The organism is Streptomyces sp. NPDC058525 (assembly GCF_042719495.1).
In the GTDB taxonomy this organism is placed as follows: Bacteria; Actinomycetota; Actinomycetes; order Streptomycetales; family Streptomycetaceae; genus Streptomyces.
Genome location: NZ_JBHXNP010000162.1, coordinates 1 through 13,081, shown reverse-complemented (window position 1 = coordinate 13,081; position 13,081 = coordinate 1). Strand labels below are relative to the sequence as shown.

General features: G+C 72.6%; 12 protein-coding genes. 5 read left to right on the top strand and 7 right to left on the bottom strand.

Translation table 11 applies throughout. The features are described 5' to 3' along the window. Window positions 1–98 precede the first annotated feature (98 nt). Window positions 99–1,328: a maleylpyruvate isomerase N-terminal domain-containing protein gene (locus ACFWP3_RS40145; RefSeq protein ID WP_384231554.1), complete on the bottom strand. Its 1,230-nt coding sequence runs from the start codon at window positions 1,326–1,328 to the stop codon at window positions 99–101. After that, a complete protein-coding gene (locus tag ACFWP3_RS40140; protein WP_362583373.1) occupies window positions 1,325–1,888 on the bottom strand; it encodes a sigma-70 family RNA polymerase sigma factor in 564 nt (187 codons plus the stop codon). Before ACFWP3_RS40140 ends, ACFWP3_RS40145 begins: the two co-directional genes overlap by 4 nt. A 300-nt stretch (window positions 1,889–2,188) precedes the next feature. On the opposite strand from ACFWP3_RS40140, the gene ACFWP3_RS40135 reads away from it, so the two are divergent. Further along, a complete protein-coding gene (locus tag ACFWP3_RS40135) occupies window positions 2,189–2,707 on the top strand; it encodes an EF-hand domain-containing protein (RefSeq protein ID WP_384231551.1) in 519 nt (172 codons plus the stop codon). Between the two features lie 454 nt (window positions 2,708–3,161). On the opposite strand, the gene purU is transcribed toward ACFWP3_RS40135, so the two are convergent. Both purU and ACFWP3_RS40125 read right to left on the bottom strand, forming a co-directional pair. Next, a complete protein-coding gene (gene purU, locus ACFWP3_RS40130) occupies window positions 3,162–4,043 on the bottom strand; it encodes a formyltetrahydrofolate deformylase (protein WP_384231549.1) in 882 nt (293 codons plus the stop codon). 14 nt (window positions 4,044–4,057) lie between these two features. Continuing rightward, complete coding sequence (locus ACFWP3_RS40125; RefSeq protein WP_384231556.1) at window positions 4,058–4,504, bottom strand: hypothetical protein; 447 nt, start codon at window positions 4,502–4,504, stop codon at window positions 4,058–4,060. 208 nt (window positions 4,505–4,712) lie between these two features. Between ACFWP3_RS40125 and ACFWP3_RS40120 the strand changes: the two genes are divergently transcribed. Beyond that, window positions 4,713–6,008: an ABC transporter substrate-binding protein gene (locus ACFWP3_RS40120; protein WP_384231547.1), complete on the top strand. Its 1,296-nt coding sequence runs from the start codon at window positions 4,713–4,715 to the stop codon at window positions 6,006–6,008. Between the two features lie 21 nt (window positions 6,009–6,029). On the opposite strand, the gene ACFWP3_RS40115 is transcribed toward ACFWP3_RS40120, so the two are convergent. The 3 genes from ACFWP3_RS40115 to ACFWP3_RS40105 form a co-directional block, all read right to left on the bottom strand. After that, window positions 6,030–6,488: a hypothetical protein gene (locus tag ACFWP3_RS40115; protein ID WP_384231544.1), complete on the bottom strand. Its 459-nt coding sequence runs from the start codon at window positions 6,486–6,488 to the stop codon at window positions 6,030–6,032. Further along, window positions 6,485–7,852: a hypothetical protein gene (locus ACFWP3_RS40110; RefSeq protein WP_384231542.1), complete on the bottom strand. Its 1,368-nt coding sequence runs from the start codon at window positions 7,850–7,852 to the stop codon at window positions 6,485–6,487. The genes ACFWP3_RS40115 and ACFWP3_RS40110 overlap by 4 nt, the downstream gene beginning before the upstream one ends. 93 nt (window positions 7,853–7,945) lie before the next feature. Further along, complete coding sequence (locus tag ACFWP3_RS40105; RefSeq protein WP_384231540.1) at window positions 7,946–9,328, bottom strand: transcriptional regulator; 1,383 nt, start codon at window positions 9,326–9,328, stop codon at window positions 7,946–7,948. A gap of 232 nt (window positions 9,329–9,560) precedes the next feature. Here ACFWP3_RS40105 and ACFWP3_RS40100 point away from each other — a divergent pair, with 232 nt between their 5' ends. From ACFWP3_RS40100 to ACFWP3_RS40090, 3 genes are all read left to right on the top strand, one after another. Then, window positions 9,561–10,229: a bifunctional DNA primase/polymerase gene (locus ACFWP3_RS40100; RefSeq protein WP_384231537.1), complete on the top strand. Its 669-nt coding sequence runs from the start codon at window positions 9,561–9,563 to the stop codon at window positions 10,227–10,229. A 214-nt stretch (window positions 10,230–10,443) separates the two neighbouring features. Continuing rightward, entirely contained in the window at window positions 10,444–11,289 is an 846-nt protein-coding gene (locus ACFWP3_RS40095; RefSeq protein ID WP_384231535.1) for an ABC transporter ATP-binding protein, read from the top strand. After that, window positions 11,286–12,932 carry a transporter gene (locus ACFWP3_RS40090; protein ID WP_384231532.1) on the top strand — a complete coding sequence of 549 codons (1,647 nt, stop codon included), beginning with the start codon at window positions 11,286–11,288 and terminating at the stop codon, window positions 12,930–12,932. The genes ACFWP3_RS40095 and ACFWP3_RS40090 overlap by 4 nt, the downstream gene beginning before the upstream one ends. Window positions 12,933–13,081 lie beyond the last annotated feature (149 nt).

The following is a 13,081-nucleotide window of genomic DNA, read 5'->3' as shown; positions in this document are numbered from 1 at the left end:
ATCCAGCCCCGCCTGGGGGTCCCCCCGGACGGAGTCTGGGGGAGTTTGAGGCGCGGGGTCTGGGGCGGAGCCCCAGGAGCCGGCCCGCAGGGCCTGGGTTACATGCGGCTCAAGGAGGCGGCCGCGAAGAGGACGTCGCGGATGGCCTCGCGGTCGCCGTGCTGACCCACGGCCGCCTCCTCCGGCGAGATGTGCCCGGCGGCCAGCTGACAGAACTCGACGCGGTCCAGCGCGATCTCCGCCACCGTCCGCTCCACCGACGGCACGGCCCCCGGCGAGTCCAGCGCGATGTCCCACCCGCCACCACCCGCACCCTCGATCTCCAGGTGCAGCGTCCGCCCCGGCGCACCCGCCGCGACCAGACCCCGCGCGGGCGCCGCCAGCCCCGCACGGCGGCGCTGCGCCAGCGCGCCCGGCAGCAGGCGGGCCGCCAGGTCGATCATGCGGTGCAGGTGCGGCCCGGCCGGCGGCTCGTACGGGTAGTCCACCGCCTCCGCGATGTCCCACGCGTGCACCCAGCACTCGAAGGCCCGCTCCAGGAACGCGTCCCCGAGCGGCAGCGCGAAATCCCCGTAGTCCACGGCCAGTTCCGCCACGCCCCGGCCCGCGAAGGACACCGTACGCACCAGCGTGTGCCCCTGCTCCCGCCACGGCTCGCGGACCTGCCGCGTCGTCGGGTACGCCGACGCCTGCCAGAAGTGCTCCGACCGCTCGGCCGGGCCCGCACCCGCCGGCACCTCCTTGCCGAGCGGATCGTCCAGCCCCAGCGCGGTGGCCACCAGGCCGTCCACCGCCAGCAGATGCCCGATCACGCCCGCCACCGTCGTCCGCTGCGTCTTGCGCCGCTCGTCCTCGAACCACTTCAGCCGGACCGGGGTGTGCCACTCCGAGTCCCCGAAGTCCTGGAGCAGCGCGTCGAGCCGCGCGGTCTCGGTGTCGTACGGGTTCGCCCACACCGGCACCGGGATCCGGGCCGGCCGCTTGCCCAGGCAGTCCTCCAGCACCCGCGACCGCAGCAGCGGCTTCAGGTCGAGGTTCTCCTCCGGGTGCAGCAGCCGCAGCGCCTCCTCCGCGCAGGGCGCGCACTCGGTGAGGTGGTCCTCCACCGCCTGCGTCTCCTCCGCGGAGCACGCGGCCAGCGCCCACGCGCCGAGCAGCGACTTCAGCACGGCGTGCGAGGGCCGCTCGGCGACCGGCGGCGGCAGCGGCTGCAACTGCGGCGCGTGCAGCGGGTCGAAGTCGTCGGCGGCGCCGCGCGGACCCGGTATCCGGGCCGGGCCCCCGGGGCGCTCGTATCCGTCCTCGGGCCACTCGGCGGGGCCGTTCATCGCGACGTTCCATATCCGGGCTGGGCGGTGTCCTCCTGCGGGAGGGCGTTGGCGGTCGACAGCAGCTGGAGCCCGAGCCGCAGCCGGCGCCGCGCCTCGTCCTCGCTGATCTGGAGGTCGGCGGCGGCCTGCCGGTAGTCACGCCGCTTGAAGTACGCGAGTTCCAGCGCGGCCCGCAGCGGCGCGGGCATGGAGGTGACGATGTAGTCCGCGCGGGCGGCGGCGTTGGCACTGCGCACCTTCTGCTCGAGCTCCTCGCGCGAGCCGCGGCCCAGTTCGGCCTGGCGCAGCCGGGCCACCGCCTGGCCCTGGGTGATCCGGGCGACCCAGGAGCGCATGGAGCCCTGCTTGGGGTCGTAGGCGTCCGGGTTCTCCCAGATGTAGCCGAAGACCTCGCGGGTGATCCGGTCCGCGGCCTTCTCGTCGCCCAGCACCCGGTGCGCCAGGCTGTGCACGAGCGACGCGAAACGGTCGTACAGCTCACCGAGCGCGGCGGCCTCGCCGCGGGCCAGGCGCTGCTGCATGCGGCGGTCCCAGCGCGGTGGTACGTCCTTAGGCATGGTGCCCCCAGCCGTGTGTCGACGCATCGAATGTAGTGGGCACCTGGCCGATCGCGCCCGTTTTGCGGGAAGGTCACCCTGGAAGTGAGCGCTCCGTGATAGGGGCGTGGCGGTGTGTGAACCGTGGTAAAGGGGGCGGCACATGGGGACAGGTGTACGCGCCCCGGCGCGCTCCCCGTGCGCGGGTTCGATGCGTTCGCCCCCTTGACCGGTTCGCTTAACGCACAGGCCACCGAGGCCTTACGCTCCTGCCTTGTCTTGATCTGACCCCACCGCACACGTGAAGGCGGAACCCCGAACATGGACAGCGCAGAATACGAGCGCAAGATCGCCGCCCGATTCGCCACCTTCGACCAGGACGGGTCCGGGTATATCGACCGGGAGGACTTCAGCGCTGCCGCGAAGGCCGTCCTGGCCGAATTCGGCACCACCGCCCGGTCCGACAAGGGCCAGGCCGTGTTCGCCGGCGCGGAGGCCTTCTGGCAGGGCATGGCCGGGATCGCGGACGTCGACGGGGACCAGCGGGTGTCCCGCGAGGAGTTCATCACCGGCGCGGCGAAGCGGCTGCGGGACAATCCGGCGCGGTTCGCGGAGATCGCGCGGCCGTTCCTGCGGGCCGTGATCGCCGTCGCGGACGAGGACGGCGCGGGGGCGACGCCGGCGGCCGCCGTGCGGGTGCTGCGCGTGCTGGGCACCGCGCCGGAGCTGGCCACGGGGGTGGCGGCGGCGCTGGACGCGGACGGCGACGGGCGGATCTCGGAGGACGAGATCCTGGTGGCGTTCGCGTCGTACTGCGGGGTGGAGGCGCCGGACGCCTGACCCCTGCGGGGGGCTTGGCCGCTTTCCCGTGGCCGGGGGCTGCTCCCCCCGTGGCCGGGGGCTGCGTGGGCGGGGCCTTGGCTCTGCGAGGCCCCGCCGGGCCGTGGCCGGGGCTGTGCTGTGCTGTGCCGTGCCGTGTGCTGGGCGGGGCTGCGTGGTGGGGGCGGGGCCGGGGTGGGGTGTTGGTCGGGACTGCATGATTTATGGCGCCCTGTGCCGGCTTCGCGGGCGACGGCCTCCCGGCGCGCCACAAATCACGTTTTACGTCCCGACCAACACCCCACCCCGTCCCCACCCGGCGGACACAAACCAGCCCCTCCTGCGGACACATCCCGCCCCTCCGGCCGGGCAAATTCAGCCCCTCCGGCCGGGCGAATTCAGCCCCTCCGGCGTTTGAGGAGCGGGGTGCGGGGCGGAGCCCCGGGTCTTGGGCCGCGTCACACCCGGGGACGGGCTACGCGAAGACCACCGTGCGGGAGCCGTTGAGGAGGACGCGGTGTTCGCTGTGCCACTTCACCGCCCGCGCGAGCGCCTGGCACTCCACGTCGCGGCCGACCGCCACCAGCTGGTCCGGGGTCACCTCGTGGCCCACCCGCTCGACCTCCTGCTCGATGATCGGCCCCTCGTCGAGGTCGGCCGTCACGTAGTGCGCGGTCGCGCCGATCAGCTTCACGCCCCGGGCGTGTGCCTGGTGGTACGGCTTCGCGCCCTTGAAGCTCGGCAGGAACGAGTGGTGGATGTTGATGATCCGGCCGCTCAGTTCCTTGCACAGGGTGTCGGACAGGACCTGCATGTAGCGGGCGAGGACCACGAGCTCGACGTTCTCCGCGCGGACGAGCTCCAGCAGCTGCGCCTCCGCCGCCGCCTTCGTGTCCTTCGTCACCGGGATGTGCACGAACGGGACGTCGTACGAGCCCACCAGCTCCGCGAAGTCCGTGTGGTTGGACACCACGGCCGCGATCTCGACCGGCAGGCCGCCGATGCTCGAGCGGAAGAGCAGGTCGTTCAGGCAGTGGCCGAACTTCGACACCATCAGGATGATCCGCATGCGCTCCTCGGAGCGGTGGATCTGCCAGTCCATCCTGAACGAGTCGCCGATCGCGGCGAAGCTGGCGCGCAGCTTCTCGAGCGTCACGGCCGGCTCGGCCTCGAAGTGCACCCGCATGAAGAAGAGCCCGGTCTCCCGGTCTCCGAACTGCTGGCTGTCCACGATGTTGCAGCCGGTCATGAAGAGGTAACTCGACACGGCGTGCACGATGCCCTGCTTGTCGGGGCAGGACATGGTCAGGACGTACTGCGGGGGCTGGGGCTGTGCCTCGGGCTGCGGGTCGCTCATGACCGCATAGCCTTTCACACCGCGCGGGTGAGGATCTTCAACACTTCCAGCGACCGCGGCCGCTCGTCCGGGTCGTCCCCGTCCGCCGTCGCCAGCCGTACGTGCGCCTCGCGCGCCGCGCGCACCGCCTCGGGCCAGGCGTGGTGTTCCAGGTAGGCGGAGACGGCCGCGTCGGGACCGACCTGGTGCATGATGCGCAGCACCCGGAGCACGGCCAGGTCGACCAGGGCCGCCTCCTGGGAGTCGCGGAAGATCGTGCCGACGTACTTCTCGGCCGACCAGCTGTCGAGCCAGGTGTCCTCGACGAGCCGGTACACGGCGTCGGTGACGTCCCCGTAGCCTTCGGCGCCGGCGAGCCAGGTGTCCTCGTGGAAGGCCGGATCGGAGAGCATGTGCAGCGCCGAGCGCACGTTGCTGCGCCAGCGCCACCACGGCATGTCGTTCAGGGGCATGCCGCCCATGGTGGAGGAGCGGCCACCGCGACGGGAAGAGTTCTTCGAACCTTGGGCGAATGTCACGCCGTCGATCGTACGTTCCCGCTCTCCGCGATCTTCAGGCACGTGCGAGCAACCGGAGGAGACCATTCCCCCCGGCAATTCACCTTCACGTCACTGGATGTTGCGAACCCCTCACTCTTCAGTTACCCGTGGGGCGGAATGGTGCATGGACATGACCGATCGGCGACACACCGCAACCCTCTCCCGCACCGTCCTGGCCACGGCTATCGCTGCGTGTCTCGTCGCCGGATGCGGGGTCCTCCCGGGCGACTCGGGGGGTTCCGGACAGACCCTCACAGTCATGACGTTCGCCCCCGAAGGCACCAAAGCGACCAACATGCCCGGAATGACCGGCATGGCGAAGGCGTACGAGCGCTGGGTCAACTCCAAGGGCGGCATCAACGGGCGCAAGCTGCGCGTCCTGACCTGCAACGAGAACAACACGCCCAGCGGCGCCGCCGACTGCGCCCGCAAGGCGGTCAACGAGAAGGCCGTGGCCGTCGTCGGCTCCTACAGCCAGCACGGACGCGCCTTCATGGCCCCGCTGGAGGCCGAGGGCATCCCGTTCATCGGGGGCTACGGGGTCTCCTCCGAGGAGTTCCAGTCGATCCTGTCCTACCCCGTCAACGGCGGCCAGCCCGTCCTCCTCGCCGGCGCCGGGCACCAGCTGGGCCGCGCCTGCACCCAGGTCTCGCTGGTCCGCCCCGACACCCTCGCGGGCGACTCGATGCCGATCCTGCTGAACGCCGGGCTCAAGGCCAACAAGATCGCCGACGCCTCCGACATCCGGGCCGCCGAGGACTCCGCGGACTTCTCGGCGCAGGCCCGCGAGGCCCTCGCCGACACCGCCACGACCGGCGGGGGCAAGGACAAGGAGAAGGGCAAGGGCTGTGTGACCGCCGTGCTCGGCGAGCGCACCGAGACCTTCTTCGACGCCTTCCGCCGCGCCGACGCCCAGAACAAGAGGCCGCAGATCTCCTCGGTCCTCGGCAGCGTCAGCCAGTCCCTGGTGGACCGCACCGGCGGCAAGGAGAGCCCCTTCGAGGGCGCGTTCCTGACCAGCTGGTACCCGGTGGCGGCCGACCCGCTGTGGGATCCGATGCGCAAGGTGATCGCCGACCACGCCTTCGGCGACGACGGGGTCGACCCCGACGACAGCGGGACCCAGACCACCTGGATCGCGTACGCCGTGCTGAACGAGGTCGTGCAGCACTTCAAGACGGGCGAGGAGATCACCGCCCGCAAGATCACGCGCTCGCTCAACCAGTCGGAGGCCGTCAGCACGGGCGGCCTCACCCCGGACCTGAGCTGGCGCTACCAGGACATGCGCGCCGTCGCCGGCTTCCCCCGCATCGTCAACGGCCGGGTCACCTTCCAGGTCGTCCAGGCGGGCCGGCTCGTGGCCCAGGAGGGCGAGCAGACGATGGACATGACGGCGACGCTGGAACAGGCCCCGCGGGCGGCGTGACCGCCCGGAGTCCCATGTCCGTTACCTCACCTGCGTGCCCTGCGTACCGTATTTCCCGGCCGGCCGCTGGTGTCCGCCGGGGACCTCGGTGCCGTCGGGGAAGGTGACCGTCGCGAAGCAGGAGCAGGCCCAGATCTGGATCTGACCGGGATGGTGGGCCAGCTCGAAGGGCCGGTCGTGCCAGGTGCCGTACGAGGTCACGGTGAACTGCTCGCCGGGCCGCAGCCAGTAGTCCTGCCCGAACGGCTCCAGCCACAGCTCCAGGAGCTCGTCCCCGCTGTTCTCGACCAGCATCGGAACGGGGTTCCCCAGCCTCTGGATGCCCTCCATGCTGAAGTCCCCGTCGATCGCGGACATGTTCTCGGCCAGGGGCTCCGTGACCCGGGCGAGGGTCAGCGGCTCGGCGCCGGGGGCCGCTGCGGCCCCGGCCCCGGGCTCCCCGCCTCCGAAGAGCTGCCGCCAGAGGGAGGTCCGGCTCACAGCTGCGACTTGTCGCGCTTGGTGAGGGCGTACTTGGCCGCGATCCTGTTCCACAGGGTCGCGGCCGAGTCCTTGGCCTTCGTCGCCTCGCCGCTCGCCTTGTTGCCGGCGACGGCGTTGTCGGTGCTCTTCGCCTTGCCGTCCTTGCACTTGTCGTCGTCCACGTCGTCCGCCCAGGCCGCGTAGCTGTTGTCGGCGTTCGCGGAGGACTGCCAGGCCTTGGTGAGCGCGGCGGTCAGCTTCGCGTGGTCGGGGAGCTGGTCCACCTTCAACTCCTGGAGGCGGGTGACGAGCTCCTCGCGCTGGCGGGCCGCGTCGCGCAGGTCGGAGGCCGCCTGGTCGAGGTTGTTGCAGCTCTTGACGTCCTCCACGGCCTTGATCACCGCGGCCCGGCTGTCGTTGCTGTCCGCGAGGAGCTTGTCCAGCTGGACGGCCTGCGGGCGGCCCGGGTCGACGGGGGCCTCGCCGGCGGGCGCGGCCGAGCCGCCGCTCGCGGCGGTCGTGGGGGGCACCGCGGCCGGGTCGTTGTTCTGCGGCTTGCCGTTGCCGAGCAGCGAGCCGACGCCCAGCCCGGCCACGGCCAGGCCGATGACCACGGCGCCGATGATCGCGGGCGACACCTTGCGGGGGGCCTCCGGCGGAGGCGGGGCCTGGGGCGGCGCGAACTGCGGGTTCTGGTGCGGCTGCTGGTGGTGCGGCTGCTGGTGGTGCGGCTGCTGCTGCGGGTGGTGCTGCTGCGGCGGCGGTACGGGGCGCTGCCCGCGCGGCGGGTAGGAGCGCGGCGGGACCGGCGGCAGGTGCTGGGCGTGCCCGCCGGTCGGGGCGCCCCCGGCGGCAGCCGGCGGAGCGTCGCTGCGGAACAGCCCGTCGAAGGGCCCCGGCCCGCCGGCCGCGGGACCGGCCGGCACGGGCGGGAGGTACTGGGTCGCGGCCTCCTCGTGCGCCGGAGCCGCGGGCACCGGCGGGAGGTACTGCGTCGCCGCTTCCCCGTGCGCCGGAGCCGCGGGCACGGGCGGGATGTACTGCGTCGCCGCCTCCTCGTGCGCGGAGGCCGCGGGGGCCGCCGGCACCGGCGGGATGTACTGCGTGGCGGCCTCCCCGTGCGCGGGGGCCGCCGGTACGGGCGGGATGTACTGGGTGACCGCCTCGGGCAGCGGCGGGTAGCCGTAGCCGTGCGGATCCCCGGGCCCCTCATAGCCGGGGCCCACCACGTGCCCGGGGCTCGGCTGAGGCTGCGGCTGCGGCGGCTCCTGCGGGGGCTGCTGCTGCTGCGGGTCCTGAGGGTGCTGCGGGTAGCCGTACGCGGGCTCCGGACCCCACGGGGCACCCGGCTGGGGGCCGCTCCCCTGTCCGTTCTCCGTCACCGGGACTCCTTCTCCGACTCGCCCGAACCTACGGAACCGTCGGTCACGCTACCCGGTCACACACCGCGACCGGGAGGCCACCCGGCAACAGCACTACGCGACACGGGCCTCCAGGCGGGCCGTGAACTCCCGGACCGAGGCCTCCTGCGCGTACGGCTCCAGCCGCACCCGGAAGTCGTCCAGGTACTCCGCGCCCCGCGTCGAGCGCAGGCCCGAGAGCAGTTCCGACGCCTGGGTGGCCGTCTGGCAGGCCTGTTCGACCTCCCGCTGCTGGACCTGCGCCGCCGCCAGCAGCAGCATGCCGATGGCCCGGCGGCGGGCCTTGCCCGCCGGGAGGGCGCGCAGCGCCTCCGCCGCCTGCCGGGCCGCCGCGTCCGCCTGGCCCAGGTCCCGGTGACAGTGCGCCAGCTCGTCCGCGAGGTACGCCTGGTCGAAGTGGCGGATCCACACCGGGTCGTCGCCCGACTCCGGCTCCGCCCGCTCCAGCGCCGTGACCGCCCGCGACGACAGCACCGCCGTCGCCCGGTTGTCGCCGAGCAGCGCGTGCCCGCGCGCCTCGGCCGCGTAGAACATCGCCTCCACGCGCGGGGTGACCTGGCCCCGCGTCCCCTCCTGCGCGGCCCGCGCCAGCTGCGCGATTTCCCGCGGGTTGCCCAGCTCGGCGGCGAGGTGGCTCATCGACGCCGCGAGCACGTACCCCCCGTACGAACGGTCACCGGCCGCCTGCGCCAGCCGCAGCGCCTGGATGTAGTAGCGCTGGGCCAGGCCCGGCTGGCCCGTGTCCACCGCCATGTAGCCCGCGAGCTCCGTCAGCCGCGCCACGGCCCCGAACAGGGCCCGCCCGACGTGCTCCCGGTACGAGCCGCCGATCAGCCCGGACACCACGGAGTTCAGGTAGTGCACCACCACCGGCCGCACGTGGCCGCTGCCGAAGCGGTGGTCGAGCTCCTTGAGGGCCTCCGTGGTGGCCCGTACCGCCTCGACGTCGGACATCCCGACGCGCGAGCCGCCGCTGCGCGCCACCTGCGGGTCGGCGCCCGTGATCAGCCAGTCGCGGCTCGGCTCGACGAGCGCGGACGCGGCGACGCTCGAGCCCGCCAGGAAGTCGCGCCGGCCCACGTCGCTGCGCCACAGCTCGCAGACCTGCTCGATGGCGCCGACGACGGTCGGGGAGAACTGCAGGCCGACGCCGGAGGCGAGGTTCTTGCCGTTGGCCATGCCGATCTCGTCGATGGTGACGGTCCGGCCGAGCTTGCGCCCGAGCGCCTCGGCGATGATCCCGGGCGCCCGGCCGCGCGGCTGCTGGCCCCGCAGCCAACGGGCCACGGAGGTCTTGTCGTAGCGGAGATCGAGGCCGTGTTCCGCCCCGCACATGTTGACCCGCCGGGCGAGCCCGGCGTTGGAGCACCCGGCTTCCTGGATGAGTGCCTGCAGCCGTTCGTTCGGCTGGCGGGCAACGAGAGGCCTGGCTGCCATGAAAACCCCCTGAGGCCGCGGGTGATCGTTGGAATGATCACTTCCCGCCTGATGTGCGGAGAATCTTCCGCTCTGCGTCGTGTCGCTACCCAGCAGCGGCGCCCCGGGCTCCTACGCGCCCCCGCCCGTGCATCGGTGCGCCCCGTATGCAGGATCGATGCTCCGCCCACCGGCCGGTTTACGCCCGTAACCCCAGGTGACCCGCGGAGTTGTGATGGGCGTGGAAGAGACCATGGGAGTCACGGAGACCGCACCCATCCCCAAGCAGCGCGGCGAGCAGCTGCTGGACCATGCCGTGCGGTACGTGGAAGAACGGCACTGGGACGTCTTCGCCGGCACCTGGCTGGAGGCCGGAGACGGGCGCGAGCTGTGCTCCTGCGGGGCGGCGGACTGCCCGGCCCCGGGCGCGCACCCGGTGGTGAAGGACTGGGCGGCGCAGGCGACGGGCAGCGCGGTACGGGTCCGGCAGATCTGGGGCCGGAACCCCGGGGCCTCGATCCTCATGCCGACGGGCCGGACCTTCGACGCGCTGGACGTGCCGGACGCGGCCGGATTCCTGGCCCTGGCACGGCTGGAGCGGATGGAGCGCACGCTCGGGCCGGTCACCCTCACCCCCGACCACCGGATGCTGTTCTTCGTCCTGCCGGGCGCCGGCGCCAAGGTGCCCGACCTCGTGCGCAAGCTGGGCTGGACCCCGTCGGCCATCGACCTCGCAACCCGGGGCGAGGGCGAGTACGTGGCCGCCCCGCCCACCCGCTTCGGCGGCCGGGGCTCGGTCCAGTGGGCGCGCCGGCCCACTCCGGCCAACCGGTGGCTGCCGGACACCGAGGAGCTGATCGACGCACTGGCGTACGCGTGCGGCAGCGAGGCCGCCGCCGAACGCAAGCGCCGCCAGGGCTGAGCCCGCGGCACCGCCCGCGCAGGAGAACCGCTCCAAGGCCGCCGGAAGAGCTCCGCAGGGCTGCCGGAAGCCCACTGGAAGGCCGCCGACCTGGGGTGTTGTCAGGACATTGCCGACCGGAAACTCATGACATAAGTAACTGCTCAAGCCTCTCCCCCGCCTCCTATGGTGAAGACGGAACGACCAACGGGGACGTGTGACGAGAGGCAGGCGCATGCCGGACCAGGGTGATGCGACGGGTGGGACGTACGAGACGGGTGGCGCGCGATCCGCGCCGTCCGCCGTACGGGTGGAAGGCCTGTGGAAGCGCTTCGGCGAGCAGGTGGCCGTCTCCGGGATCGACCTGGAGCTGCCCGCGGGCAAGTTCATCGGTCTCGTGGGCCCGAACGGGGCGGGCAAGACGACGACCCTGTCGATGGTGACCGGGCTGCTGCGCCCGGACATGGGGCGGGTCTTCGTCGCCGGACGCGACGTCTGGGCGGACCCGGTCGACGTGAAGTCGCGGATCGGCGTACTACCGGAAGGGCTGCGGCTCTTCGAGCGGCTCTCCGGCCGCGAACTGCTCGGCTACATGGGCCGGTTGCGCGGACTGCCGGGCGAGGAGACCGACAAGCGGGCGACACAGCTGCTCGACGTCCTGGACCTGGCCGGCTCGCAGCACAAGCTGGTCGTGGACTACTCGACGGGCATGCGCAAGAAGATCGGCCTCGCGGCCGCCCTGCTGCACAACCCCGAAGTCCTCTTCCTGGACGAGCCGTTCGAGGGCGTGGACCCGGTGTCCGCCCAGACCATCCGCGGCGTGCTGGAGCGCTACACCGCCTCCGGAGCCACGGTCGTCTTCTCCTCCCACGTGATGGAGCTCGTCGAGTCCCTGTGCGACTGGGTGGCCGTCATGGCCGCCGGCCGGATCCGCGCCGCGGGCCCGCTGGCCGACGTACGGGGCTCCGCGCCCACCCTCCAGGCCGCCTTCCTCGAACTGGTCGGCGCCCACGGGCGCGACGCGGCCGGGGACTCCCTGGACTGGCTGGGCGGCGGCTCCGGAACGGCGGACACCCGATGACCGCGGTCACCTCCTCCGCCGCTGCCGCCTCCCCCGCCGCGTCCGCCCCGTCCTCCGGCGTCTCGCTGACCCCGGTGTTCGTCCGGCTGAAGCTGTCGCTGCTGCGCAACGGGCTGAAGGGCTCCTCCAAGCGCAAGGCCGCCTGGATCAGCTCACTGGTGTTCGCGCTGGTGGTCGGCTTCTTCGTCACGCTCGGCCTGGCCATGCTGCACGGCAACGCCCACGCGGGCACGGTCGTCGTCCTGCTGGCCGCGATCCTGGCGCTCGGCTGGACCTTCATGCCGCTGTTCTTCCCCACCGGGGACGAGACCCTCGACCCGAGCCGGCTGGTCATGCTGCCGCTGCGCCCGCGTCCTCTCGTACGGGCCCTGCTGGCCTCCTCGCTGGTCGGCATCGGACCGCTGTTCACACTGTGCCTGGCGATCGGCTCGGTCATAGCGGTCGCCCGCGGCGCCGCCGGGGTGGCGGCCGCGGTGGTGGCCGCCCCGCTGCTCCTCGTGGGCTGCGTGACCCTCGCCCGCGCCGTGGCCACGGCCAACGTGCGCCTGCTGACCAGCCGCAAGGGGCGGGACCTGGCGCTGCTCAGCGGCCTGCTGATCGCGGTGGGCGCGCAGCTGGCCAACTTCGCCAGCCAGCGCCTGTTCCAGAGCGGCGGGCTGTCCCAGCTGGAGCCGGCCGAGGCGGTGGTGCGGTGGCTGCCGCCGGCGACCGCCGTCGGCATGGTCGACTCCGCGAGCAAGGGCTCGTACGGGCAGGCGGCCGCCCAACTGGCCGTCACGCTCGGCGCCCTGGCCCTGCTGCTCCGGTTCTGGGAGCGCAGCCTGACCAAGCTGATGGTCACCCCGGACGGCTCGACCCTCGCGGCCGCCAAGCCGGAGAAGAACCGCACCGAGCGCGGCTTCTGGGCCCTGCTGCCGGCCGGCCGGACGGGTGCCGTCATGCAGCGGACCCTGCGCTACGCCGTCCGCGACCCGAAGACGAAGTCGGCCTTCGTGACGGCCCTGGCGATCGGCCTGATCATCCCGGTCTTCAACGCCCTCCAGGGCACCGGCTCGCTCTACCTGGCCTGCTTCGGCGCGGGAATGCTCGGCGTCCAGATGTACAACCAGTTCGGTCAGGACACCTCGGCGTTCTGGATGGTCGCCCAGACCATCTCCACCCGGCACGAGGCCTACGCGGAACTGCGCGCGCGGGCCGCCGCGCTGGCCCTGGTCATCGTCCCGTACACGGTCTTCGTGACCGCGGTGACGGCCGCGCTGGTCGACAACTGGTCGGGCTTCCCGGCGGCGCTGGGCGTGGCTCTGGCACTGGTGGGCGCGATGCTCAGCACGGGTGCGCTGGCCTCGGCGCGGTACCCGTACTCGATCCCGACGGAGGGCGCGTTCAAGAACGTCGCCCCGGGACAGGCGGGCCTGGCCTGGATGAGCATCTTCCTCGGCCTGCTGGCCTCGGCCCTGCTGTGCGCGCCGGTGATCGGCCTGACGATCTGGCTCGACATGGCGAACTACCAGAACATGTCCTGGCTGGTACTCCCCATCGGCGCGGCCTGGGGCGCCCTGGCCACCTGGTCGGGCCTGCGCCTGGCAGCCCCGATGGTGGCGCGGCGACTGCCGGAGATCCTTGTGGCGGTTAGTAAGGGGTAGGGGGTGGGGTTGGGCTTCGGGGGGGCCTGATTCCGGCTGAGGCTCATCAGAGATGGTTTGGGGGTTTCCCGCCCGTCCTACTGTCCTTCCGGGTCGGGCCGCCCTGTCAAGGGCGCTCCTTCGTCGCGTCGCTTCGCGATGGCCTCCGG

Excerpts from the sequence above, each read along its gene's own strand:
- ACFWP3_RS40100 (WP_384231537.1), top strand. The coding sequence starts at position 9,561 with ATGGGAGTCACGGAGACCGCACCCATCCCCAAGCAGCGCGGCGAGCAG.
- purU (WP_384231549.1), bottom strand. The coding sequence starts at position 4,043 with ATGAGCGACCCGCAGCCCGAGGCACAGCCCCAGCCCCCGCAGTACGTC.
- ACFWP3_RS40105 (WP_384231540.1), bottom strand. The coding sequence starts at position 9,328 with ATGGCAGCCAGGCCTCTCGTTGCCCGCCAGCCGAACGAACGGCTGCAG.
- ACFWP3_RS40120 (WP_384231547.1), top strand. The coding sequence starts at position 4,713 with ATGACCGATCGGCGACACACCGCAACCCTCTCCCGCACCGTCCTGGCC.
- ACFWP3_RS40125 (WP_384231556.1), bottom strand. The coding sequence starts at position 4,504 with ATGGGCGGCATGCCCCTGAACGACATGCCGTGGTGGCGCTGGCGCAGC.
- ACFWP3_RS40095 (WP_384231535.1), top strand. The coding sequence starts at position 10,444 with ATGCCGGACCAGGGTGATGCGACGGGTGGGACGTACGAGACGGGTGGC.
- ACFWP3_RS40135 (WP_384231551.1), top strand. The coding sequence starts at position 2,189 with ATGGACAGCGCAGAATACGAGCGCAAGATCGCCGCCCGATTCGCCACC.
- ACFWP3_RS40090 (WP_384231532.1), top strand. The coding sequence starts at position 11,286 with ATGACCGCGGTCACCTCCTCCGCCGCTGCCGCCTCCCCCGCCGCGTCC.
- ACFWP3_RS40145 (WP_384231554.1), bottom strand. The coding sequence starts at position 1,328 with ATGAACGGCCCCGCCGAGTGGCCCGAGGACGGATACGAGCGCCCCGGG.
- ACFWP3_RS40140 (WP_362583373.1), bottom strand. The coding sequence starts at position 1,888 with ATGCCTAAGGACGTACCACCGCGCTGGGACCGCCGCATGCAGCAGCGC.